This is a genomic window from Methylomonas rosea (assembly GCF_024505055.1).
GTDB lineage: Bacteria > Pseudomonadota > Gammaproteobacteria > Methylococcales > Methylomonadaceae > Methylomonas > Methylomonas rosea.
In genome coordinates, this window is record NZ_JANIBL010000047.1 from 15936 (window position 1) to 40243 (window position 24308).

23 protein-coding genes and 3 tRNA genes are annotated in these 24308 nt (G+C 50.3%); 24 read left to right on the plus strand and 2 right to left on the minus strand.

What is annotated here, in order from left to right; all coding sequences use genetic code 11:
• The first annotated feature begins 28 nt into the window (after window positions 1–28).
• The 10 genes from rnr (at window position 29) to dnaE (ending at window position 13198) form a co-directional block, all read left to right on the plus strand.
• The gene (gene rnr, locus NP589_RS14765; protein WP_256607679.1) at window positions 29–2353 is read left to right on the plus strand and encodes a ribonuclease R; all 2325 of its coding nucleotides are present in this window, start codon (window positions 29–31) and stop codon (window positions 2351–2353) included.
• Window positions 2350–3093: a 23S rRNA (guanosine(2251)-2'-O)-methyltransferase RlmB gene (rlmB, locus tag NP589_RS14770; RefSeq protein WP_256607680.1), complete on the plus strand. Its 744-nt coding sequence runs from the start codon at window positions 2350–2352 to the stop codon at window positions 3091–3093. The genes rnr and rlmB overlap by 4 nt, the downstream gene beginning before the upstream one ends.
• A gap of 128 nt (window positions 3094–3221) precedes the next feature.
• On the plus strand, window positions 3222–3395 hold the full coding sequence (locus NP589_RS14775; RefSeq protein ID WP_256607681.1) for a c-type cytochrome: 174 nt from the start codon (window positions 3222–3224) through the stop codon (window positions 3393–3395).
• Window positions 3395–4693 (plus strand): NAD(P)/FAD-dependent oxidoreductase, encoded by a 1299-nt coding sequence (locus tag NP589_RS14780; protein WP_256607682.1) that lies wholly within the window; start codon window positions 3395–3397, stop codon window positions 4691–4693. Before NP589_RS14775 ends, NP589_RS14780 begins: the two co-directional genes overlap by 1 nt.
• A gap of 195 nt (window positions 4694–4888) precedes the next feature.
• Window positions 4889–7225 (plus strand): outer membrane protein assembly factor BamA, encoded by a 2337-nt coding sequence (gene bamA / locus NP589_RS14785; protein WP_371929674.1) that lies wholly within the window; start codon window positions 4889–4891, stop codon window positions 7223–7225.
• Window positions 7226–7308: 83 nt separating this feature from the next.
• Complete coding sequence (locus NP589_RS14790; protein ID WP_020485707.1) at window positions 7309–7809, plus strand: OmpH/Skp family outer membrane protein; 501 nt, start codon at window positions 7309–7311, stop codon at window positions 7807–7809.
• Window positions 7810–7917: 108 nt separating this feature from the next.
• A complete protein-coding gene (gene fabZ / locus NP589_RS14795) occupies window positions 7918–8367 on the plus strand; it encodes a 3-hydroxyacyl-ACP dehydratase FabZ (RefSeq protein WP_256607684.1) in 450 nt (149 codons plus the stop codon).
• Window positions 8368–9138, plus strand: a complete 771-nt coding sequence (gene lpxA, locus NP589_RS14800) for an acyl-ACP--UDP-N-acetylglucosamine O-acyltransferase (protein WP_256607685.1) — start codon at window positions 8368–8370, stop codon at window positions 9136–9138.
• Window positions 9113–9703: a ribonuclease HII gene (rnhB, locus tag NP589_RS14805; protein ID WP_256607686.1), complete on the plus strand. Its 591-nt coding sequence runs from the start codon at window positions 9113–9115 to the stop codon at window positions 9701–9703. Before lpxA ends, rnhB begins: the two co-directional genes overlap by 26 nt.
• A 6-nt stretch (window positions 9704–9709) precedes the next feature.
• Window positions 9710–13198, plus strand: coding sequence for a DNA polymerase III subunit alpha (gene dnaE, locus NP589_RS14810; RefSeq protein WP_256607687.1), 3489 nt, complete (start codon window positions 9710–9712; stop codon window positions 13196–13198).
• 97 nt (window positions 13199–13295) lie between these two features.
• Here dnaE and NP589_RS14815 read toward each other — a convergent pair whose 3' ends face one another.
• Window positions 13296–14480 carry an OmpA family protein gene (locus NP589_RS14815; RefSeq protein ID WP_256607688.1) on the minus strand — a complete coding sequence of 395 codons (1185 nt, stop codon included), beginning with the start codon at window positions 14478–14480 and terminating at the stop codon, window positions 13296–13298.
• Window positions 14481–14649: 169 nt separating this feature from the next.
• On the opposite strand from NP589_RS14815, the gene NP589_RS14820 reads away from it, so the two are divergent.
• The 5 genes from NP589_RS14820 to NP589_RS14840 all read left to right on the plus strand — a co-directional run bounded on the left by NP589_RS14820 (window position 14650) and on the right by NP589_RS14840 (window position 16859).
• Window positions 14650–15093, plus strand: a complete 444-nt coding sequence (locus NP589_RS14820) for a tetratricopeptide repeat protein (RefSeq protein ID WP_256607689.1) — start codon at window positions 14650–14652, stop codon at window positions 15091–15093.
• Window positions 15094–15099: 6 nt separating this feature from the next.
• Entirely contained in the window at window positions 15100–16506 is a 1407-nt protein-coding gene (gene gltX, locus NP589_RS14825; RefSeq protein ID WP_256607690.1) for a glutamate--tRNA ligase, read from the plus strand.
• A gap of 41 nt (window positions 16507–16547) precedes the next feature.
• Window positions 16548–16623, plus strand: a tRNA-Ala gene (locus tag NP589_RS14830).
• A gap of 21 nt (window positions 16624–16644) precedes the next feature.
• Window positions 16645–16720, plus strand: a tRNA-Glu gene (locus NP589_RS14835).
• A 63-nt stretch (window positions 16721–16783) separates the two neighbouring features.
• Window positions 16784–16859: transfer RNA gene (locus tag NP589_RS14840), tRNA-Glu, on the plus strand.
• A 247-nt stretch (window positions 16860–17106) separates the two neighbouring features.
• On the opposite strand, the gene NP589_RS14845 is transcribed toward NP589_RS14840, so the two are convergent.
• Window positions 17107–18705 carry a LysM peptidoglycan-binding domain-containing protein gene (locus NP589_RS14845; protein ID WP_256607691.1) on the minus strand — a complete coding sequence of 533 codons (1599 nt, stop codon included), beginning with the start codon at window positions 18703–18705 and terminating at the stop codon, window positions 17107–17109.
• Between the two features lie 85 nt (window positions 18706–18790).
• Between NP589_RS14845 and NP589_RS14850 the strand changes: the two genes are divergently transcribed.
• From NP589_RS14850 to NP589_RS14890, 9 genes are all read left to right on the plus strand, one after another.
• Window positions 18791–19498 carry a class I SAM-dependent methyltransferase gene (locus NP589_RS14850; protein ID WP_256607692.1) on the plus strand — a complete coding sequence of 236 codons (708 nt, stop codon included), beginning with the start codon at window positions 18791–18793 and terminating at the stop codon, window positions 19496–19498.
• A 7-nt stretch (window positions 19499–19505) separates the two neighbouring features.
• The gene (gene rnhA, locus NP589_RS14855) at window positions 19506–19946 is read left to right on the plus strand and encodes a ribonuclease HI (RefSeq protein ID WP_256607693.1); all 441 of its coding nucleotides are present in this window, start codon (window positions 19506–19508) and stop codon (window positions 19944–19946) included.
• A gap of 23 nt (window positions 19947–19969) precedes the next feature.
• Entirely contained in the window at window positions 19970–20251 is a 282-nt protein-coding gene (locus NP589_RS14860; RefSeq protein ID WP_256607694.1) for a hypothetical protein, read from the plus strand.
• A gap of 7 nt (window positions 20252–20258) precedes the next feature.
• A complete protein-coding gene (locus NP589_RS14865; protein ID WP_256607695.1) occupies window positions 20259–20513 on the plus strand; it encodes a GIY-YIG nuclease family protein in 255 nt (84 codons plus the stop codon).
• A 124-nt stretch (window positions 20514–20637) separates the two neighbouring features.
• Entirely contained in the window at window positions 20638–22071 is a 1434-nt protein-coding gene (locus NP589_RS14870) for a porin family protein (protein WP_256607696.1), read from the plus strand.
• A gap of 264 nt (window positions 22072–22335) precedes the next feature.
• Complete coding sequence (locus NP589_RS14875) at window positions 22336–22785, plus strand: FMN-binding protein (RefSeq protein WP_256607697.1); 450 nt, start codon at window positions 22336–22338, stop codon at window positions 22783–22785.
• The gene (locus NP589_RS14880; RefSeq protein ID WP_256607698.1) at window positions 22785–23273 is read left to right on the plus strand and encodes an Aq_1264-related membrane protein; all 489 of its coding nucleotides are present in this window, start codon (window positions 22785–22787) and stop codon (window positions 23271–23273) included. The genes NP589_RS14875 and NP589_RS14880 overlap by 1 nt, the downstream gene beginning before the upstream one ends.
• Window positions 23274–23428: 155 nt before the next feature.
• Window positions 23429–23923 carry a nucleoside triphosphate pyrophosphohydrolase family protein gene (locus NP589_RS14885; RefSeq protein ID WP_064007720.1) on the plus strand — a complete coding sequence of 165 codons (495 nt, stop codon included), beginning with the start codon at window positions 23429–23431 and terminating at the stop codon, window positions 23921–23923.
• A gap of 14 nt (window positions 23924–23937) precedes the next feature.
• Window positions 23938–24308 (plus strand): NAD(P)-dependent oxidoreductase (locus tag NP589_RS14890; protein ID WP_256607699.1); only part of this gene is annotated, 371 nt, incomplete at its 3' end.

A 24308-nucleotide genomic window follows, 5' to 3' on the forward strand; every position in this document is an offset into this window, starting at 1 on the left:
TGGCGGCAGAACCTAGCAAACAGATTCAATGACATCAAATACCGATCAGACATCTGATTTTTCCGCACTCGTCGATCCGCACGCCCAGCGTGAGGCCGAAAAATACGAGAACCCCATACCCAGCCGCGAGCTGATTCTCCAGCTTATTCAAGAAGCCGGCAAGCCGTTACGCCGCCAACAAATCGCCCAACAATTTTCCCTGGAAACGCCGGATGCCCTGGAGGCTTTGCGCCGCAGGCTGCGAGCCATGGAACGCGACGGTCAACTCAGTTTCAACAGCCGGCAAAAATATAGTCTGGGCTCCGGGGATAACACTATCGCCGGACGGGTGCTGGGGCATCCGGAAGGCTTCGGTTTCTTGAAACCCGACGACGGTAGCGAAGATCTGTTTTTGTCGCCGCGCGAAATGAAGCCGCTGATGCCCAATGATCGAGTCATCGCGCGCGTGGCCGGCATTGATAGACGCGGCCGCCGAGAGGCGGCGGTGATTGAAATCAGCGAACGAAATACGCATCAAGTGGTCGGCCGGTTTTTTACCGAGGGCCGCGTGGCCTATGTGGTGCCGGATAACAAGAAAATCGCCCACGAAGTGTTGATCGCCAAGGAAGATGTCGGGCGTGCAAAACAAGGCCAGATCGTGGTGGCCGAGATTATTCAGCAACCTAGTCAGCATTGTCAGCCCTTGGGCCGCATCACCGAAGTGCTGGGCGCGCATATGGCGCCGGGCATGGAAATCGAAATGGCGATTCGCTCGCACGATTTACCCAATCAGTGGCCGGATCAGTTGCTGGAAGAAATCAAGGCGCTAACCCCGCAAGTGCCCGAGTCCGCCAAGCAGGGTAGGGAAGATATTCGCAAACTGCCTTTGGTAACCATAGACGGTGAAGATGCCCGCGATTTTGACGATGCCGTCTACGCGCAGAAAACCCCGAAAGGCTGGAAACTGCTGGTGGCGATTGCCGACGTATCACACTATGTAAAAGTCGATACCGCTTTGGACGCGGAAGCGAAAAATCGCAGTACTTCGGTGTATTTCCCGGAGAAAGTGATACCGATGCTACCGGAGATACTCTCCAACGGCTTGTGTTCCTTGAACCCGGAAGTGGATCGCTTATGCATGGTCTGCGAGTTGCTGATCAACGAAGAAGGGAATGTCCTGCGTTCGCGGTTTTTTGAAGCAGTGATGCGCTCTCATGCGCGTTTGACCTATACCGACGTAGCAAAAATGCTGGTGGACGGCGATCAGAAGCTGGCGAAAAAACACGCCGCTTTGTTGCCGCATCTCCAGACCTTATACGGCTTGTACAAAGTCATGCGCAATCAGCGCGAGTTGCGCGGGGCGATGGATTTCGATACCCAGGAGACCAAGATCGTCTTCGGGCCGGAACGTAAAATTGCTGAGATCGTGCCTTTGCAACGCAACGATGCCCATAAGTTGATCGAAGAATTTATGATTACTGCCAACACGGCTGCGGCGCGGTTTTTGAACAAGAAAAAAATGCCGCGCCTACTGCGGATTCATGACGGCCCCGGCCCTGAAAAATTACTGGCGCTGAAAACCTTTCTCGGCGAACTGGGCTTATTTCTGGGCGGTAAGGCTCAACCTACGCCATTGGATTACATGCACCTGCTTGAGTCGGTAAAGGACAGGCCCGATGCGCATTTGATTCAGACCATTTTGCTGCGTTCCATGTCGCAAGCGGTTTATAGTCCTGAAACCAAAGGCCATTTCGGTTTGGCGCTGGATGCCTACGCGCATTTCACCTCGCCGATTCGCCGCTACCCGGATTTGCTGGTGCATCGGGCGATTCGCCATTGTCTCGCCGGCAAATCGGTGGATAGCTTTTATTACTCACATCCCGATATGGTGTTGCTGGGCGAGCATTGTTCGGCGAACGAGCGCCGCGCCGACGATGCCACCCGCGATGTGGTGAGCTGGCTGAAATGTGAATACATGATGGACAAGATCGGCGAAGAGTTCGAGGGTGTGATTTCCGCCGTCACCGGTTTCGGGTTTTTCGTCGAATTGCAGTCGATTTATGTGGAAGGCTTGGTGCACATTGCCTCCTTGGTGCAGGATTATTTTGCCTTCGACGCCAGCAAGCATCAGTTATACGGCGAACGCACCGGCGTGCGTTACCGCTTGGGCGACATGGTGAAAATTCGAGTGGTGCGAGTTAATCTGGACGACAAGAAAATCGATTTTGAATTGATACAATCAGGCAAGAAAATCGCCAAAACCAAGTCTTCGTCAAGTCGCAAAAAAACCGAAGCTGGCGCTAAAGCCACCAAGTCGGATAAAGATAAAAAAGCCCCAAACAAGCCAAAAGCTAAAAGACGCCGTCGCTCATGAATTTAACCCAATTGTTCGGCATTCACGCGGTGCAAGCCGCGTTGGATTATTCACCGCAAAAAATTCGCCGTGCCTGGATCGATAGTCAAAGGCAGGATGTGCGTCTGAAGCAAGTGATAGACGATCTAATCAAGCTTGGCATCAATCCGGAAAAAACCGAGCGTAAAAAACTCGAAAAAATGGCCGATGGTAAGAATCACCAAGGTATTGTTGTGGCGGTCGAATTGCCGGCGATGCGCAGCGAAGACCAACTCAAGCACGATGTCGAAGCGCTAACCAGTACGCCGTTTTATCTGGTGCTGGATCAAGTGCAAGATCCGCATAATCTCGGCGCTTGTCTGCGCACTGCCGACGCTGTGGGCGCCCATGGCGTGATTGTGACGAAGGACAATGCCGCAGGTATCACGCCGACGGTTTGTAAAGTAGCCAGCGGCGCGGCGGAAACGGTGCCGGTTTATCAAGTCACCAATCTGGCCAGAGTTCTACGCTGGTTGAAAGAGCAGAATATCTGGATCATGGGCGCGGCCGGCGAAGCTGAACAAACCGTGTTTCAGATGAAACTGGATATGCCTTTGGCGGTGGTGATGGGCACGGAAGGTACCGGCATGCGCCATTTGACCCGCCAGCATTGTGATTTTTTGGTGAAAATCCCGATGGCCGGCCAGGTGGAAAGTCTGAACGTATCGGTGGCGGCTGGCGTCTTGTTGTACGAAGTGTTTCGGCAGAAGCTGCTTGCTTAAACGGCATGAAGCGCATTTGTTATGTCGCGGCTGCTCTAATTGCTAGTGGGTTAAACTCAATCGCTTATGCCGAAATGGATGCACGAGCAATTGCTTTTAATTGTCGGAATTGTCACACCGAGTCGAGCTTGGATCCCAAAAGCTCAATCCCTTCTCTAAAAAATGTATCCGCACAACAGATCCGGCAAGCCTTGCTGGATTTTAAATACGACAGAAAGCCCGCCACGTTAATGCCGCGTCTTGCCAAAGGTTATAGCGACGCGGAACTGGCGGCGGTTGCCGAATATTTGAGTCGCGATTAATGGCCGGTTTATCCAGAAGGCGTTTTTTGCAAGGCCTTGCCGGTTTTGGCGCGAGCTTTCTTGGCGGCTGTGGAAGATTGCCTCTGAGTAGCGGTGCCAAAGCGCATGTCGTGGTAGTCGGTGGTGGCTTCGGCGGTGCGACGGCGGCGAAATATCTGCGTTTGCTGGATGCGAATATTCAAGTCACGCTGATCGAACCCAAAGCTAAATACATCACTTGTCCCGGCAGTAATTGGCTGTTCGCTAGTTTGACCAGCCTCGACCAATTGACGGTCGATTATCAGGCTTTGCGAGACAGATATGGAGTCAAGCTGTTAGTCGATAGCGTCACTCGTTTGGACGCTGCGCAGCGGCGATTGCGTTTAGCAAGCGGGCAGAGCGTTAGCTATGACAGATTAATCATGTCGCCTGGTATCGATTTTCGCTGGGATGCGATTGCCGGCTACGATCAGGCTACCACGGAACAATTTCCGCACGCCTGGCAGGCCGGTCCGCAGACCTTGCTGCTGGCGCGGCAACTGCAAGCGATGCCAGATGGTGGGCTGGTGTTGATCGCGGTGCCGGCCGATCCTTATCGGTGTCCGCCCGGCCCTTACGAGCGGGCCAGTATGATGGCTTATTGGTTGAAACAGCATAAACCGCGTTCGAAAATTCTCATCCTCGATGCCAAGCGTAGCTTTTCGAAGCAGACCCTGTTCGAAGCCGGTTGGACGAAACATTACGGTTACGGCACCGCCAATAGCCTGATCGAATGGCATAGCTTGGCGGATAATCCTTTGCTCCAACTAAACAAGCAGAGCAGGGTGTTGACTAGCGAATTCGGCGACCAGTTTAGTGGCGATGTGCTGAATATCATTCCGCCGCAAACCGCCGCGCAAATTGCCTTGCAGAATGGTTTGACGGATAGCTCTGGCTGGTGTCCGGTTCGGCCGCTGACCGGGCAATCATTATTCGACGATTTTATCCATGTGATTGGCGATGCCGCGCACTACGCGCCTATCCCCAAATCAGCTTTTGCCGCGAATTCCGAAGCCAAAGCGTGTGCGTTGGCGGTGACGAGTTTGATTAATCAGACGCCCATCCCTGAAGCGCATTGGCTGAATACCTGCTATAGCCTGATCGCACCTGAGCACGGCATTTCCGTGGCAGGGGTTTACAAACTGGACGCAGCCAACGCAATTATGCCGGTGAAAGGAGCGGGTGGTGTTAGTGCGGGAACGGATGGCGAAGCGGCTGCTTTGGAAGCGGATTATACGCGTGCCGTTTATCGGAGCTTGATGGCCGATGCATTTGGTTGATTTGATCATAAATGTGTTATTTCAATGGTTTGTGTTGGTTTTTTGTATTTTTTTTTGAATTGTTTTTCCTTGCAATTGAAACTGAATAAGAAAGCAATTTTTCGGCCAGAATTTACGAGTATTTACCATTGAAGGCGCGGGAATCCGAAAACAGCGTGTTACAATCGCGCCTGTTCCTTTTCCATGGTTGACTGCGTGAAGAAAAAACCGCTATTACAAATACTGTTGCTGAGTATGCTGTCCGGCAAGGCCGCTCATGCAAGCAGCTTTGTAGTTGAGGATATTCAGGTCAAGGGCTTACAAAGAATTTCCGCCGGTACCGTTTACAACTATTTGCCGGTTAATGTTGGCGAAACATTTTCCGAAGACAAGCAAGCCGCAGCCATCAGAGCCTTATTCAACACCGGATTTTTCAAGGATATATCGCTGGAACGCGACGGCGGTACGCTGGTTGTGAATGTGGTTGAGCGGCCTTCGGTCGCGAAAGTGGTTATCGAAGGCAACAAGGACATCAAAAAAGAAGATTTGACCGAAGCCTTGAAGAAAATCGGCCTGGCGGAAGGTAAGGTTTACAACAAGCAAATTCTGGACAAAGTCGAACAAGAGCTGCGCCGGCAATATTTCAGCCACGGTAAATACGGCCTGAAAATTAAAACCGAAGTCTCGGAGTTGACGCGTAACCGGGTAGGCATCCATATCGATATTTCCGAGGGTCGGGTTGCAAAAATCAAGCAAATCAATATCGTCGGCAGCAAATCGTTTGCCAACGATCTGTTGCGGAAAGAATTCGAATTAAGCACTACCAACTTCCTGTCTTTTTACTCCAAAGACGACCAATATTCCAAACAAAAGCTGTCCGCCGATTTGGAAAAGCTGCGTTCGTATTATCTGGACCGCGGTTATATCAATTTCTCCATCGAATCTACCCAGGTCGATATAACGGCCGATAAAAAGGAAATCTACATCACTATCAACGTCAAGGAAGGCGATGTTTACACCTTGGAAAAGGTGAAATTGTCAGGTGAATTGATCGTGCCGCCGGAAGAGTTGATCAAGCTGGTTAAGGTCGGGCCGGGCGAGATTTTCTCCCGAAAAAATGCTACTGAAACGTCCAAGTCCATTTCTGATCGCCTGGGTGACGAAGGTTATACCTTTGCCAATGTGAATATGGTGCCGGAAATTAACGAGCAGCAAAAAACCGTGGCTATGACCTTCTTTGTCGATCCGGGCAAACGTGTGTATGTGCGGCGCATTAACGTCAAGGGCAATACCAAGACCCGTGACGAAGTGATTCGCCGCGAAGCGCGGCAGATGGAATCCAGTTGGGCGGCCAGCAGCAAGATTGAACGGACCAAGACCCGTCTGGATAGATTGGGTTATTTCGAGGAAGTGGGGGTGGAAACCCCGCCTGTGGTCGGCTCGGCCGATCAGATTGACGTCAATTACACGATCAAGGAAAAAGCCTCCGGTAATTTGCAGGCCGGTGTCGGTTATTCCCAGGTGCAAGGTATCATTTTTAACGCCAACGTCTCGCAAGACAATATCTTCGGTACCGGTAAGCGGGTGGATTTTGCGTTTAACAACAGTAGTATTTTGACACGCTATAATCTGGGTTTTTCCGATCCCTACTACACGCTGGATGGCGTGGCGATGGGCTATAACCTTGGTTATACCTCCCGAAATGCTTATGCGGCTAACTTGGCGGCTTACAACACAACCATCACGAACGCTGGTATCAACTTTGGTATCCCGTTGAACGAGTTCGACCGCATTGGTTTTGATATTGATCTAAAGCGCACCGAGATCGAAAACACGAACTTATCGTCGGACACGATTCTAAAATTCTTAGGGTTCAAAGTAGGGGACAATATTTCAGCGATCAGATCCAAAAGTTTCGATACCCTGTCAACGTCTGCCGGTTGGACTCACGATACGTTAGACAGAGCCACCTTTGCTCATAGCGGTGGTCAGCAAAGGCTGTCCGGATTGATTACCGTACCCGGCAGTGATTTGGAATATTTCAAGGTCGGTTACAAGCATCAGCATTATTTTCCCTTATCCAACGACTTTACCTTCCGTTTGTTGGGTGAGGTGGCGCATGGTGGCAGCTATGGCGGAAGTTCCGGTTTACCGTTTTTTGAAAACTATTTTGCTGGTGGTACTGGGGACGTGCGTGGTTTTATGCAAAATACTTTGGGCGTGATAGACGAAAACCAAATTAATCCATCCAATACCTACCGCCGTCCTATCGGCGGCTCCACCAAGCTGATCGGAAAAGCCGAACTGTTTTTCCCTGTGCCGTTCTTAAGCGATATGAAATCGGTGCGGATTGGCTCTTTTGTTGACGCGGGTACTCTGGCGCCTGGACTCAATACCGGCGATTTGCGCAAGTATTTCCGTTATTCGGTGGGCTTATCCGGTGAATGGTTATCCCCGTTTGGGGCCTTGGCGGTCAGTGTTGCCCAACCCCTGAATTCGGAGAGTACCGATAGAACTCAAGCCTTCCAGTTCACCTTCGGCTCGGGATTTTAGTTTAGTTTGAGCCTGTTTTGCCCTATAATCGCGTTTGCGTTCTGTCTTAAACTCAAAAAAATTAACCGGAGATGGTTTTGACCATGAAAAATAGAATTTCTTTGTTTCTAATGCTGATGATTTTTGCTGGCGTGAGTCATGCAGAGCTGAAAATCGGTTTTGTCAATGTGGCCAAGGTTTTGGAAAAAGCGCCACAAGCCGCCAAAGCAAAAACTCGCTTGGAAACTGAATTTTCACCAAGAGACAAAGCGCTGGTTTCTCAGCAAAAAGAGATCAAATCGCTGGAAGAAAAGTTGGGCCGCGACACTGCGGTAATGGGCGAAGAAGAGCGTCATAGAATCGAAAAAGACATTTTGGATAAAAAACGCGACGCGGCTCGTGCGCAACAGGAGTTCAGCGAAGATTTCAACATGCGTAGAAACGAAGAGTTGGGCAACCTGCAAAAACGTATCGTGGAAGCAGTAAGAGCGTTAGCCAAAGAAGAGTCGTTTGATTTGTTACTGACCGACGGTGTTATTTATGCCAACGATCAAATTGACGTTACCAGCCGCGTTCAGCAAAAACTGGAAAACTTGTCGCAGTAAGATTTTCCTCTATGCTTCCCTGATTGCGGAAGCGTGCAGCACCTTAAGTCGGGAAGTTCCCAGTCTAAGCGAACTTCCCGCTTCCCCTCTAATTCGCGCAGATAACTCATGGCCGGCACACTCGATATTTTACAAATTCAGGAACTTTTGCCACATCGCTATCCTTTCTTACTGGTAGACAAGGTACTTGAATGCGAGTCTGGCGTGCGTTTGCTGGCTGTGAAAAACGTGACATTTAACGAGCCGTTTTTTCAAGGCCACTTTCCACATAAGCCTATATTCCCTGGTGTGCTGATCATGGAAGCACTGGCGCAAGCCACCGCGTTACTTACCTCACAGAGCGACGATAAACTGGGCAAAGGCACCACGTATTTTCTCGCCGGCATCGACAATGCCCGGTTCAAAAAACAGGTCGTTCCCGGTGATCAATTGCGCTTGGAAGTAACTTATATCAAACACAAGCGTCATCTGTGGTCGTTCGACTGCCGTGCGGAAGTAGACGGTGAACTGGCCGCCAGTGCGCAAATTATGTGCGCGGCTGTGGCCGCAGAGGCCTAAATGATAGATCCCAGAGCGGTTGTTCATGTCAATGCCGAATTGGCCGACGACGTTAAAGTGGGGCCATTTTCGGTAATTGGTCCCGATGTGCAAATCGATTCCGGTACCGAGATTGGCCCGCATGTCGTAATCAAGGGGCCAACCGCAATCGGCAAGGACAACACGATTTATCAATTCACCTCAATCGGCGAAGACCCGCAAGATAAAAAATACGCCGATGAAATCACCCGCTTGGAAATCGGTGACCGCAATGTGATCCGCGAATTTTGTACGATGCACCGTGGCACGCAGCAAGATCGAGGTTTGACTTTGATCGGAAGCGATAATTTGTTCATGGCTTACACCCATGTCGCGCACGATTGTGAAATCGGCGATCATGTCATCATGGCTAACGGTGCCTCGATTGCCGGCCATGTGCACCTCGGCGATCATGCTATTTTGGGCGGTTTTACCTTGGTGCATCAGTTTACCCAAATCGGCGAATACAGCTTTTCGGCGATGGGTAGTGCGATTACTCAGGATATTCCGCCGTATGTCATGGTTGGCGGCAGGCCGACTCGCCCGCACGGCATCAACTCGGTCGGCATGGAACGCAATGGTGTGCCGCCGGAAGTGATCAGGCAGATTCGCAAAGCCTATAAAATCCTCTACAAAAATAATTTGCGCCTGGAAGACGCTATCGAAGAAATGGAAGATATGGCCGGCGAAAGCAACGAACTTTCCAATATGGTCAGCTTTCTACGCAATGTCACACGCGGTATCCTCCGATAACCCCCTACGCATAGCCGGTATCGACGAAGTTGGCCGCGGCTGCATAGTCGGTCCGGTGGTTGCGGCAGCGGTGATTCTCGATCCCGCCAAACCTATTGCCGGCTTGACCGACTCTAAAAAACTCACGGAAAAGAAACGCAAACTGCTTGCCGAACAGATCAAAGCCAATGCCTTGTGTTGGGCGGTTGCCCGCGCCGAAGCCAGCGAAATAGACCGTATTAATATTCTGCAAGCGACGATGGTGGCAATGCAACGAGCGGTGTCGCAATTGGATTACCGCCCTGACTGGGTCAAGGTGGACGGCAACCGGCTGCCGACACTGGATATGCCCGGCGAAGCTATTGTGCAAGGCGATTTATTGGTTCAGGAAATTTCCGCTGCCTCGATATTAGCCAAAGTCGCGCGCGATGAGGAAATGCGGACGCTGGATAGGCTGTATCCCGGTTATTCTTTTGCGGTCCAAAAAGGTTATCCGACCCAGCAGCATTTAGCTGCCCTGCAACAATTGGGTATTACCCCACACCATCGAAAATCGTTTGCCCCGGTCAAGAAATATCTTGTTTAAACAGCCATGACGCCGAGTTTCGTTCATCTTCGTATTCATACCGAATTTTCTTTAGTCGACGGTATCGTCAGGATCAAGCCCTTAGTAAAGAAGCTGGCTGAGTATGCAATGCCGGCCGCCGCAATCACCGAACAGAGCAATCTGTTCTCGCTGGTTAAATTTTACAAAGCCGCGCAAGGTGCCGGCATCAAGCCCTTGATCGGCGCCGACGTGCTGATTTTTAATCCCGATGAGCCGGCCTCGCCGTTCCGCCTGACCATGTTGGCGCGCAATCAAAAAGGCTATGTGACTTTGACCGAGCTGATTTCCCGGGGCTATCAAGAAGGCCAGCATCAAGGAATTCCGATGTTGCAGAAGGAATGGATTGCCGAAAATCACGAGGGTTTGATCGTGCTATCCGGAGCGATGGATGGCGACATTGGCCAAGCTTTGTTAGCGGAAAATGCCGAGCAAGCCAAGCGTTGTGCCGAACATTGGCGGGATCTGTTTCCGAACAGTTTTTACTTGGAATTGCAACGGGTCGGTAAAGCCGACGAGGAGCGTTACATCAAATTAGCGGCGGATTTGGCTGCCGAGCTGGATTTGCCGGTGGTCGCCACCAACGATGTACGTTTTATTAGTAAAAACGATTTCGACGCGCATGAAGTGCGGGTATGTATTCATCAGGGTCGGGTGCTGGACGATAGCCGCCGGCCGAAAAACTATACCGCCCAGCAATATTTGCGTACCGCCGAGGAAATGGCTGAATTGTTTGCCGACATTCCGGAGGCCTTGGCCAATAGCGTGGAAATTGCCAAGCGTTGCAATGTCGAACTCACGCTGGGCGAAAACTATTTGCCCGATTTTCCGGTTCCCGAGGGCATGACCCTGGACGACTATTTCAAGCAGGCCTCGCGTCAAGGCCTGGAAGAGCGCCTGATCCAATATCCGCCGGTAGGCAAGGGCAGCTTTGAGGAAAACCGCAAAGTCTATGACGAGCGCTTGGAAGTCGAACTGAACGTGATCACCCAGATGGGGTTTCCCGGCTATTTCATGATCGTCGCGGACTTTATTCAGTGGGCCAAGAACAATGCGATACCCGTCGGACCGGGTCGAGGCTCCGGGGCCGGTTCATTGGTGGCTTATGCCCTGAAGATTACCGATCTCGATCCTATCGAATTCGATTTGCTGTTCGAGCGGTTTTTGAATCCGGAACGGGTGTCGATGCCGGATTTTGATATCGACTTTTGCATGGAACGCCGCGACGAGGTGATCGATTACGTCGCTCGGCATTATGGCCGCGATCATGTGTCGCAGATCATTACCTACGGCTCGATGGCGGCCAAGGCGGTGATTCGCGACGTGGGGCGGGTGATGGGGCATGCCTACGGCTTCGTGGATAGGCTGGCAAAGCTGATTCCATTTGAAATCGGCATGACCCTGGATAAGGCGCTGCAAGACAGTGCCGAGTTGAAGGCTTTGTACGATACCGAGGAAGAAGTTAAATCGTTGATCGATATGGCGCGTTCCTTGGAAGGTATTTCCCGTAATGCCGGCAAGCACGCTGGCGGCGTGGTGATTTCGCCGACCAAACTCACCGATTTCAGCCCATTGTATTGCGAGCAGGGTGGCGGCAATCTGGTAACGCAGTTTGATAAGGACGATGTCGAAGCGGTCGGCTTGGTTAAATTCGACTTCTTGGGTTTGCGGACTCTGACGATTATCGATTGGGCGCTGCAAACCATTAATCGCCAGCGCGCGCAACGGGGCGAAGAACCGGTGGATATTACCCAGATTCCGCGCGACGACCTGCCAAGCTATGAATTATTAAAAAATGCCCAAACCACCGCTGTATTTCAGCTGGAGTCGCGCGGCATGAAGGAGTTGATCAAAAAACTGAAACCGGATTGCTTCGACGACATCATCGCGCTGGTGGCTTTATTCCGTCCCGGACCTTTGGAATCAGGCATGGTTGATGATTACATCAACGTCAAACACGGTGCCAAGGCCGAATATGCTCATCCTTTGCTGGAACCCATTCTTAAGCCCACCAACGGCGTTATTCTGTATCAGGAGCAGGTGATGCAGATCGCCCGGGAATTGGCCAGTTATACCTTGGGCGGCGCCGATATGTTGCGGCGGGCCATGGGTAAGAAAAAGCCGGAGGAAATGGCCAAGGAGCGGGAGAAATTTATGTCGGGCGCGGTGGCAAACCAGATAGATGCATCGATCGCGACTTACGTTTTTGACCTGATGGAGAAATTCGCCGGCTACGGTTTTAACAAGTCGCACTCGGCCGCTTACGCCTTGGTAGCCTATCAAACCGCTTGGTTGAAGGCGCATTTTCCGGCCGCGTTCATGGCGGCGGTGATGTCGTCGGATATGGACAACACCGACAAAGTGGTGGTATTGATCGACGAATGCCGGGAAATGAAGCTGGAGATATGCCCACCGGATATCAATGTTTCCGACTTTCGTTTTACCGTAAACGACCAAGGGCAGATTGTTTACGGTATCGGCGCGATCAAGGGTGTCGGCGAAAATGCTATTGAAGATTTATTGAAAGAACGCAACGCAAACGGCCCTTATGCTGGCTTGTATGACTTGTGCAAGCGCGTCGATTTACGCAAGGTTAACCGCCGGGTTCTGGAAGCATTGATCAGGGCCGGGGCGCTGGATGCCATTGATCCTAATCGCGCGGCACATCTGGCCGAACTGACCACGGCGCTGAGAGTTGCCGAACAACATGGAAAAATGGCTCTGGCCGGTCAAAACGATCTGTTTGGTTTGGCTGTGCAGGTGGAAGTTAGCGATGGGGAAGCGGAGGCGTATTCGACGGTGGTCGAACCGTGGACCGAAAAAGAAAAGCTGGAAGCGGAAAAGCAGACGCTGGGGCTGTTTCTAACCGGTCATCCCATAGCCGAGTATCTGTCGGAATTGAAACATATTACTCATGGTTCGCTAGCCAGCTTGGAGGTCGATGCCGGCCGCTCCAGAGGCAAAATGGAAGGGCGGGTAGCCGGTTTGGTCGTGGAAATGCGCACCCGGCAAACCAAGCAAGGCAAGATGATGGGCTTCGCAACCTTGGACGACCGTACAGGACGTCTGGAAGTGGCGGCGTTCAGCGGCATTTTCGACAAATACCGGAACTTGCTGGCCAAGGACACTTTGTTGGTCGCCGAAGGCTCGCTGGCGATGGACGACTTTACCAATAGTCTGCGCATGACCGCCGAAAAGCTCTACAGCATGGAGCAGGCACGGGAAATGTTTGCCCGGGCCATCGTGTTGCATTGGGATAGCAGGCAATGGCGGATGGAGCGCAGTTTCGTCAACGAGCTGGCGGAGACATTAAGGCCGTTTTGCGGTGGGCTTTGCCCGATCAGCATCGAGTTTGCGAAAACGGAAGCCAAAGCCAATCTACAACTGGGTGACGAATGGCGCGTACATCCCAGCGATGAATTGTTAACCCGCTTGAGACGGTTGTTGTCGATGGATGCGGTGCAAGTCAGGTATTAAGCAGGCGTGAACGTCAGCGACAGGCATAAAAAAGGGAGGTGTTAACCTCCCTTTGACATTATCGGGCGGGTGTTAACTCGCCCGATATTTTCAGTGCCTACTTGTCGGTACGTTTGTAGTTTACACGACGGTTGTAAGCGCGGCCTTCATCGGTTTCGTTGGTATCAACCGGTTGAGATTCGCCATAACCGGCTGTCGATAGACGTTTGCCATCCACGCCCAGTTTAACCAATTCGTTTTTAACTGCATTGGCTCTACGTTGCGACAATTTTTCGTTGTATGCATCGGTACCGTAGCTGTCGGTATGGCCTTGAATTTCGACAGTCAAGCCTGGATTGAGCTTCATCACCTCCACCGCGTTTTGGATCAGCGGGTCGTATTTGGACTTGACCTTGTCGCTGTCGAAATCGAACAGTACGCCATGGAACGCCCAGCAACCGTCTTTATCGACGATGGCACCTTTAGGGGTGTCAGGGCATTTGTCTAGACAGTTGCTTACGCCATCTTTGTCGTCGTCTTGTGTCGAACAATCTGCCACTTTTGGTGTACCCGCTTTCAGGAACACGTTTTTAACAAAATCGCTCATGCCTTTCGGACTGGAAATGGCGTCTGCCGTGGTTGAGAATCCGCAACCCGATGCATTAGCCAAATCTTGCAGCACCGTTTGACCTGCAGCATCTTCGTCATTGCCAACCCAAACTGTATAAATGCACAGCTTGTCGCCATATTGGGTTTTGAGAGCTTCGGCAGTCGGGATTGGCGAGACTTCTTCGATACCGTCACTGAAAACGAGTAAGGCAATATTTCCGGGAGCGCTGCTTATATCTTTACCGGAATCGCTTAGTGCTGTGGCCAATGGTGTGCCGCCACTAGAGCATTGCAGAGAAGTAATGGCAGTTTCGAAACCGGCTGGAGAGTAGTTTTGCACGGCCTGGTTGAGATAAGTTGAGCCCCACGACAGACATGGACCAAAACCAAAGCTGCGTAAACCGGATGTCAGCGGCATCACCGGAATGGATTTGTTAAACTTGTTTAGCAGGTTTTTTTCGACATCCAGCTTAGTGCCACTGTAATCCGTAGAATTTACGTAGGTACGGCTCATTGACGAAGATGAATCATTAACCACGAAAAAGCTGTTGGTCTTTTGTACCAGTTTTCCGGATTTAACCAGTGCGTTAAGGTCTTCCGGCTGGAAGGCCTGGAAATTATTGCTCGACTGCGTCGCGCAACCGGAAAGCAGTGCTCCGGCCAAAGTAGCCGTGAATAAAAGGTTTCTTTTCATGTTTTAATTCTCCAGGTTGTTATTCTGCATCTACAAGGCCTAGCGTACCGCCTTGGTGTCTTAAGTCTAACACCAATCCCTTATTTTTAAATAGTGCATTCATCTTATCCGGGTGCCATGAAATAATGCTGCTTTGTTTTTTAATCCGTAGGCTTCCTTGGAGAATGTGATGGGCAAGATCTTAATTTTCTGTGCGATGTTTTTACTTGCTGGCGCGGTAAAGGCTGACAGCGTGAAAGAAATGGCTGACCGGGGTAACGCGCAGGCGCAAGCCAAATTGGCGTCTTTGTATTTACTTGGTCGAGAGGGTTTTGAGAAGGATGAGCACAAGGCCGCGGAGTGGATGGAAAAAGCGGCGAACCAAGGTTTGCTGGATGCTCAGGTAGTCATGGGGGCGATGTACGATAGAGGTATGGGTGTCATCAGCGATAGAGACAAGGCTACCGATTGGTATGAAAAAGCCGCTAAGCAAGGGCATGCCACTTCGCTGGCCATACTAGGCAGAAACGACGCAGCTAAGGGCAGCGTGCAATTTAACTATCAGGCGATGCGTTTAAGCGCATCGCGCTCCATTCCCGGCGAATACGCCAAGAAATTTTTAACCACTAAGTAATTAAAGATGAGTATTAGAACCCGCTTTGCCCCAAGTCCCACCGGTTATTTACATGTCGGCGGTGCTAGAACCGCTTTGTTTTCGTGGTTGTATGCGCGTAAACATGGTGGCAAATTTATTTTGCGAATCGAGGACACCGATCTTGAGCGCTCCAGTCAGGAATCTGTGAATGCAATTCTGGAAGGCATGACTTGGCTAGGTTTGGAATATGATGAGGGACCGTTTTATCAGACCCATCGCTTTGATCGTTACAAAGAAGTAATTCAGCAACTGCTGGCTCAGGGCGATGCTTACTATTGTTATTGCAGTCGCGAAGAGTTGGAGGTTTTGCGCGAGCAGCAGATGGCTAACAAGGAAAAGCCGCGTTACAACGGCAAATGCCGGGATGGCGTTGAAAATCCGCAAGGCGAGCGGGTGGTGCGCTTTAAGAATCCGGAGCAGGGTGAAGTTATCATCGACGACCTAGTCAAAGGCCGTATCGTCGTTGCCAATAAGGAGTTGGATGATCTGATTATTGCCCGTTCCGACGGTACCCCAACCTATAATCTGACGGTGGTAGTCGATGACATGGATATGGGGGTTACCCATGTGATACGCGGTGACGATCATGTCAATAACACGCCCAGGCAGATCAATATTCTGAAAGCCTTGGGTGCGCAATTGCCGGTATATGCACATGTGCCGATGATTTTAGGTTCGGACGGGGCGCGCTTGTCCAAACGCCACGGCGCGGTTAGTGTGATGCAATATCGTAACGACGGCTATCTACCCGAAGCCTTGTTGAACTATCTGGTGCGCTTGGGTTGGTCGCACGGTGATCAGGAATTGTTTTCCTTGGAAGAGATGGTGGCGTTGTTCGAGTTGGAAAAAGTCAATGTTTCCGCTTCCACGTTCAATACCGAGAAGTTATTGTGGTTGAATCATCAATACATCATGAATAGCGATCCGGCGCATGTGTCCAGGCATTTGGCGTGGCATATGGGGGAGCGCGGTATCGATCCGACAACTGGTCCGGTCTTGGCTGATGTCGTTAAAGCGCAGCGCGAACGTTGCAAAACCCTGGTGGATATGGCAGCCGAAAGCGAATATTTTTATAAAGATTTCGACGGTTACGAAGAAAAAGCCGCTAAGAAGAATTTCAAAGCGGGCGTGGACGATGTATTGCAGCATTTACTGATGCAATTTAGCGCTATCGGCGATTGGGAAGCCTCAGGCCTGCATCAAGTGGTATTGGATAGTGCCGAACAATTGCAGCTTAATCTGGGTAAAGTCGCGCAACCCCTGCGCGTAGCGGTTTGCGGTAGCGGCGTATCGCCGGCTATTGATGTGACTTTAGCGCTACTCGGCAGAGAGAAAACCTTGAACAGAATAGAACGAGCCATCGGATACATAAAGAATCTCGAAAATTCCTAGACAAAGTTCAGAATATCCGTATAATACGAGGACTCAACTACGGGGCCATAGCTCAGCTGGGAGAGCGCTTGCATGGCATGCAAGAGGTCAGGAGTTCGATCCTCCTTGGCTCCACCAAAATAGTTGATTTAGTCCTGAGTCCCCATCGTCTAGTGGCCTAGGACACCGCCCTTTCACGGCGGTAACCGGGGTTCGAACCCCCGTGGGGACGCCAACTTGGCTAAAGTCGGTTAAGCCGACAATTCGTATTAAAGAAGTCAATCTGAAAATAGTCTTAGTCCCCATCGTCTAGTGGCCTAGGACACCGCCCTTTCACGGCGGTAACCGGGGTTCGAACCCCCGTGGGGACGCCATAAATTCTTAATTTATAGCTTGCTGCAGCACCAATAATATGTTGTGAGTTTGCTATTTTTTCTGTTTCAAATGCATATTTTAAGTTGAATCGCTATTTCTATAGGATGTAGCGATTACTATTTTTCTGCGCTGATCTAGCAAAGCTAAAAGGTAAACCTAAATCGTTGGTTTAGGTTTACCTTTATGGCGACTAGAAAGATCTACTTCGCTAATCAATTTGAGCTATACGTGTATTTATCCGAACCATTAGGTGGACGGATGGCCGGCTTCAATCATTACTTTTAGTTTCGAGCCCGGTTTGATGTCCGCTTTGTTTTTGGGGACGTTATTCCATTTGCGAAGCTCGGTGACGTTGACATTAAATTTCTTCGAAATCTGTGCCAATGTGTCGCCGGCTTTGACCGTGTAGCTGATTTGCTTGATAGACGGCGCGGTTGATGCAACGGTTATACTGCTGCTGGTTTTCTTGATAGTCAGTTTTTGACCCGGTTTCAGCGCCGCTTTTTTGGGTAATTTATTCCAGCTCACAATGTCGTCTTTATCAACGGAAAAACGTTGCGAGACATCCCATAAGGTATCGCCTTTCTTAACCGTATATTGCTGTTTGCTTGATTGAGCAGGGGTTGGTGTGGTTTGTTGAGACACTGAGGCAACAGCCGGTGTCGTCGGTTCGCCTTTTTGCGAATGAAAAGAAACCGGGATTAACAGGATAGTGCCTTGGGCAACCGCATCGTCGTCAAGATGATTTACATTGATAATCTCTTCGACACTGGTGCTGTGCTTGCTGGCTATGCTTTTCAGAGTCTCTTTCTTGCTCACCGTATGGTGTTCCCACTTGATTCTTTCTTGGTGCGGCAATTCAGCCAGTTTTTCTTTAAAAGAATCGGCTTTGCTTACCGGAATCAGCAGATGTTGTGCGCCGTTCGGATCGGTACTCCAGCGGTTATAGCCGGGATTGAGCTTTAAGAAGTCATCCAGCGGGGTTTGTGCCATTTCGGCGGCTTTACCCAAGTCAAGCTGGGATTTGACATCGACCAATTCAAAGTAAGGCTGGTTGGCGAATTGATGCAGATTGACGTTATATTTTTCTGGATTGGCGAAGATTTTGGCGATTGCCAGAAGCCTGGGGACATAAGCCGAGGTCTCGTTATTCAAGTCCAGGGACCAGAAGTCGGTAGGTTGTCCACGTTCGACATTTCTGTCTACGGCGTTTTTGATATTGCCTTTGCCGGCGTTATATGACGCGAGTGCCAGTAACCAGTCGTTGTTGAAAGTCTCGCTCAGTTCTTTCAGGAACGTAGTGGCGGCCTGAGTCGATTGCACGACGTCGCGCCGGGCGTCATACCAGCTGTTCTGTTTTAATCCGTAAAGGCGCCCGGTAGGTGGAATGAATTGCCAAAGACCGGAAGCTTGAGCAGGCGACATCGCGTCAGGTCTAAAAGCGCTCTCAACCGCAGGTAACAGTGCCAGTTCTCCGGGGATGTTTTTGGCTTCGATTTCGTTGAGGATGAAATATAAATAGGGCTCGGCGCGTTGTTGTACTCGGGTGAGATACTCAGGGTTTCTAAGATACCAGTTTACTTCGCGGTCGATTCTGGCATTATCGATTTCCGGCAAGGCATAAAGAGACAGCATCCTATCCCAGATGGTGGCGTGCTCTTTTGCTTCTACTTGCTTGTTGTGGATTTTTCCGGTATTGCCATTGCGGGTAAACACGGAAAACTTGCTAGTTGATGATTGGCTTAGATGGTCTTTTTGCGCATGTTGGCTACAACCGGTTGCTAGCAAAATAGGCAGTAGATAAGACAGATGACGGCCTGATTTTTTGGAAATTGAGCGGGGCATTGTCTGAACTCGCTAAAATAAAAAAATTAGATCCTAGCATGGCTTTCTAAAATAGCCAAAAAAACATACCCTTAGCGGCGGTTAAATGAAGAGACAATTTCTATTTGCGTTGTACCAAACCCCAAGAGGTAAGCTACTGCAAACCATGGAAGCCAACTATTTGCGAAGATCAATAACGGTGAGTTGCAAACAACAACAACTCCAGATAGGTGGTTTGGGCTGGGAAAATGAGTTTGTCGATTTTTCCTTGTATCGGAATTATCTAATTCTGGACGGCAAGGCCATGGGTGATGCCAGTGCGTTGAAAGTAACCGCTAAAGCTTTTAATTTGCCTATCCAAACAGAATCGATGGATTTGGTCATACTCCCACATATTTTGGAGTTCGACGCGCGTCGGTTTCAAACCTTGCGCGAAGTGAATCGCGTATTAAAGCCGGGCGGCGAATTGGTCATGTTGAATTTCAACCCGTTCAGTATGTCGGTGCGTTTCCAGTTTTTATGGGACCGGAAGCTTGCTGAATCATGGCGGGCGCATTTCATTACTAAAGCACGGGTCTTGGATTGGTTGAAGCTGATGAATTTCGAATTGCTAACGACTGCGGAGTTTGGACTAGACAGTTACACCATTGCTCATGGTAAATTCGAATTTAGCTTTGCGTCTTTGTTTGCTATGGCTTACGGCATTAAAGCGGTGAAGAGGCAATATACATTGATTCCTTTGACCGCGACGCAGCAACGCAGAAGCAATTTGGCTGCGGTTGGATTAGGTTTAAAATCGAATTTACATAGATAGGTTGGTCATGACTGACGTTATTGTTTACACAGATGGTGCATGCAAGGGCAATCCTGGGCCCGGAGGCTGGGGAGTGCGCTTGGAATATCGAGATAAAGAAAAAGAGCTGTGCGGTGGTGAACTTGAAACGACTAACAACCGGATGGAGTTGGTAGCCGCAATACAAGCTTTAGACACTTTAACTAAGCCTTGCAGCGTCAAATTGCACACCGACTCCAAATATGTTTTGCAAGGGATCACCGAGTGGATGGCTAACTGGAAAAAGCGGGCATGGAAAACTGCGGCAAATAAGCCCGTGAAAAACGAAGATTTATGGCGACGATTGGATGCGGCGATCCAGCGTCACAACATAGATTGGATATGGGTGAAAGGACATGCCGGGGATGTAGGTAACGAGCGTGCTGATCAGCTGGCCAATCTGGGAATCGAGCAATTGTCTCGCCGTTAAACCACTTAAAATCAGGTAAACACATGTTAGGTTCGATAGCAGCCGCATTAGTCGGCATCTGGTTTTACAACACTGCGGCACGATCAGGTCGTCCGGCTGTTTCATGGGCGGTGTCGGGTGTGGTGGTCTATTTTTTGGCGGCGCTGCTCTGGACATTAGCGGTTACGCCCGGTGTAAAAGATGCTGCAAGTCATAGCCAAAGCGGTGCACTGATCTTTATCGTGCGCTATGCGTATATTGGTTTTGGTGTGTTGGTAGCGGTTCTTCTAAACGGCTGGTTGAATAAACCCTCCGACTCTCAATAGATCGCCAGTGCTAAATTGGTCGGTCTATATCATTCAGTGTGATGACGGCAGCTTATATACCGGTATTAGTACCGATGTTGAGCGACGTTTTCACCAACATCTGATGCAAAAAGGGGCCAAATATTTTAGAAGTCGTCGGCCTAGGCAACTGGTTTTTGTCGAAGCGGGGCACGACCGTGTCTCGGCTTCCAGAAAGGAAGCCTTGATCAAACAAATGAACCGCAACGAAAAGCTGGATCTAATCGCAACTAACAGTCGTTAAATTATTATCTGCCACTATTTTTGCGGAGATAAATCCGGATTCTTAATGCGGATAGGTTTGAGAATGATTTGCATTAAATGTTGTAGGGGTTTTATACTCGAGTCTCAAATTCTTGGAGACCGATATGAAGCCATTCAACTCAAAACTTAGCGCCGCGATCTCGGCGATTGTCGTCAGTGCCGGGGTAAATGCCGCGGGGATTCCTGCCGAAAAGCCGCAGACCATGGATGAAATGTGGAAGATCATTCAAGCTCAGCAGCAGCAGATTGATAGCATGACTAAGAAGCTGGAGGCGGTTGCCCAAAAAGCGCCCACCGGTGAAGTCAGTAATTTGGAGCGTAAAACCAATGTGTTGACGGAAGAAGTGGAAAAGCTCCGTACCGAATTGGTGGTGCCGGAAAAAGTCGAATACAAAAGCGCTTACGGTTTAGGTCCCGCCGCCTCGAAGGTGTATCAAGTAGGCAAGGGCTTGTCCTTGGGTGGCTACGGTGAGGCCAATTATCAGGCGCGGGTTGATGATCAGGGCGGACGTAACCCGACAACCGGTACCGTCACTAACCCGGACAATACAGATTTCGAACGCTTAGTCATTTATGCGGGTTATAAATTCACTGACAGCATACTGTTCAACAGCGAAATAGAGTTCGAACATTCCTCCACCGGCAATAACGGATCGGGTAGCACGGGCACCGTCTCGGTTGAAATGGCCTCCTTGGATTTCTTCATCGACCCGTTGGTCAACGTCCGGGCCGGGATGGTGTTGATGCCGATGGGCTTCATCAACCAGATACATGAACCGCCGTTTTTCTTCGGTAACAATCGCCCGGAAGTCGAAAGACGCATTATTCCCAGTACTTGGCGTGAAAACGGTGTGGGATTATTCGGCGAATTGTTGCCGGGCCTGACGTATACGACCTATGTGGTTAACGGTATGAACGCTAAGAATTTTGGCGCTGACGGTATTCGTAGCGGCCGGCAATCGGGCGGCCAGGCGTTGGCGGAAGACTTGGCTTACGTCGGTCGCGTGGACTATGCGCCGCCTATGTTGCCGGGCGTCATGGTGGGCGGTTCGGCATATGTGGGTAATTCCGGGCAGAATCAGCTATACAATGGCCGGCAACTTGAAGTGGCCACGCAACTGTACGAAGCGCATCTGCAATGGAAATACCGTGGTCTGGAGTTTCGGACTTTGGGTTCCTGGGGGCATATCGGCGATGCAGCCTTGCTGAGTGTCGCGAATGCTAAAAGTATCGGTGAAGAAAACTATGGTTGGTATAGCGAAGTCGGTTACGACATCCTGCCGCACTTTGCGCATGACACCACCCAGTATCTTGCACCTTTCGTGCGTTACGAGCGTATGGATACTGTTGCTACTGCTTCCACATGCGCAAACGCCATTTGTCGGGACGATCTGACCAGGGACGTCGAAATCTACCAAGTCGGTCTCAACTACAAACCCATTCCCAATGTCGTTATCAAGGCCGATTACCGTAATTTCACCCAAAAATCGGGCACCTCTCCGGACGACTTCAATTTGGGTGTGGGCTTTATTTTCTAAAGTAGCTGGATAGTTGTTTGTTAAGCCCCGCCGGTTCATAGGCGGGGTGCATCGGTATATAATGCCATCTCTAAATTGCTTATCCGCGTATCGGCTTGGCAAATTGTTTGTCGGTCTCTATCATAGCCGCCGTATTGTTCACTCCCTGGATTTTCCCCATTCATGTTGATTTCAAAAACTCGTCGGCTTATGCTGACGCTACTGGTTTTTTGTTTAACGAGCACAAACCTTGCCGCTGCTGTTTTTTACAGCAAGGACGAAGCGATGAAGCTGGCCTTCGGCGACGATGCTTCCGTGGAAATGCAATCGCTGTTTCCCACACCGGAGGAAGTAGCCCAGATCGAACAGCTCGCGAAGGTCAAGCTGGAATCCAATCTGTTTAGTTTTTATGTGGGTAAGAAGCAAGGCGCCGTGATCGGCTATGCCGCCATTGAAGCGCACACCGTTAGAACCAAACCGGAAACCTTGCTGGTGGTATTAACGCCGGATGGCAAATTACGCAATGTCCACACGCTGGCGTTTCATGAGCCGCCGGAATATCAACCGCCGGAGCGCTGGATGGCTCTGTTGGCTAATCATTCCATCGAAGAGTTGAGCCTGAACCAGGATATACAAGGCGTGGCCGGGGCGACGCTCAGCACCCGTGCCGCAATTAATAGCGCCCGTAAGGTATTGGCGATTTATCAAGTTCTCATCCAAAACAAGCCACACTGATGCGTTTTTTTGTTACCGGCGAACAGAATCGCCAGCTGCTGATCAATACTTTGATCTTGATGTTCTTGGCCTATGTCGCCTTGTTATGGATCAGCAATGGTCTGATGTATTTCCATAAAATGAATCTCACCCCGGAGTCGGTAGTTTCTTACTATTTGGGCAACGAGCAAGAGTTTAACGAGCCGAAAAGCTATCAAAGTCTGCTGGAAGTCAGTCATTTTCATTTATTCGCTATGGGCATGTTGGTATTGACGCTGACGCATCTGATGCTGATGACCTCGTTGCCGACGCTGATGAAAGTTTGGATTAGCGTGATAGTTTATGCAGCAGCGATAGCGGATGAAGCGGCTGGTTGGTTGGTGCGTTATGTCGATCCGGCTTTTGCTTATTTCAAAATTGCCGCGTTTTTATTACTGGAAACATCCTTGTTCCTACTGATCGTCATAGTCAGTTTGTCGCTGATTGAATCGCGTCGGCAATTGCGTTAAAACCGGATTCCTTATTGTCACTGCTTAATAATCGGTGCACTCTCCGCGTTCGCTGCTGTCCTATAAATGGGTAGGTCGGTGACTGTACATATAAATAAGTCAGCGCCGTGCCACTATTCACCCGAATTCTTTGAATCTAACCCCGGAGTAGAATCATGAACAAACATTTACAACAAGTTAGAGATTTTCACCGGAAATTCGCTATCAAGCAGCCCGGCGACGGCGAGATTGGACATTTGTCCGATATGGATATTGTGATGCGCCAAGCCTTATTGCTGGATTGCGGTAGCGAGACATTTAAAGCTATTGCCAGCGGGGACCTAATCAAAATTTTGGCCGGTTTGGTGGATTTATCCTTTAACGCATTGGCCGCTATCGCGTGCAGGGGCGACGAGGTGGTGAGTGTCTCTGCCAACTGGCGGCAAGACGGTTCGGTGCTGTCAGTGATGCGCGTGCTGTCCGAGAAAATCAATCTGTGCACATCGGGCGAGACCGTGCATTATTCGGGCTTGTATGCAATTTGCGCGCATTTGTCCCAGCGTTTTGTGAATGCCGATTTCGATGAAGCTTTTCAAATCGTGCATCAACATCTGATGAGTGGTCGGGGCGATGCCGAACGTTTGGATTTAAGCCCGGCGCTATTCGAATAAAGGCGAGCTTCAATATGGCAGAACAACGCTACACGCTCGGTTTCGTCGGTATAGGCCTGATGGGGCAGCCGCTAACCCTGCGTCTCTTAGCGGCGGGCTTTCAGGTCAATGTCTGGAATCGCACTGCCGCCAAATTGGGTGTGGTTGGTGATGCGGGTGCCAAGGTCTGCGGCAGTGTCTGTGAATTGGTCAAAGCCTCCGATGTGGTGATCTTGTGCCTGGCCGATACCGCTGCCGTTGAAGCGCTGGTGAGGGATCAAATTATCGCCAACGGTAGCGCCGATCAATTGTTAATAGACTTGTCCAGCATCCACCCGGAAGCGACCCGGCGCATGGCGGCCGAGTTGCGGGCCGCTTGCGGCATGCGCTGGGTCGATGCGCCGGT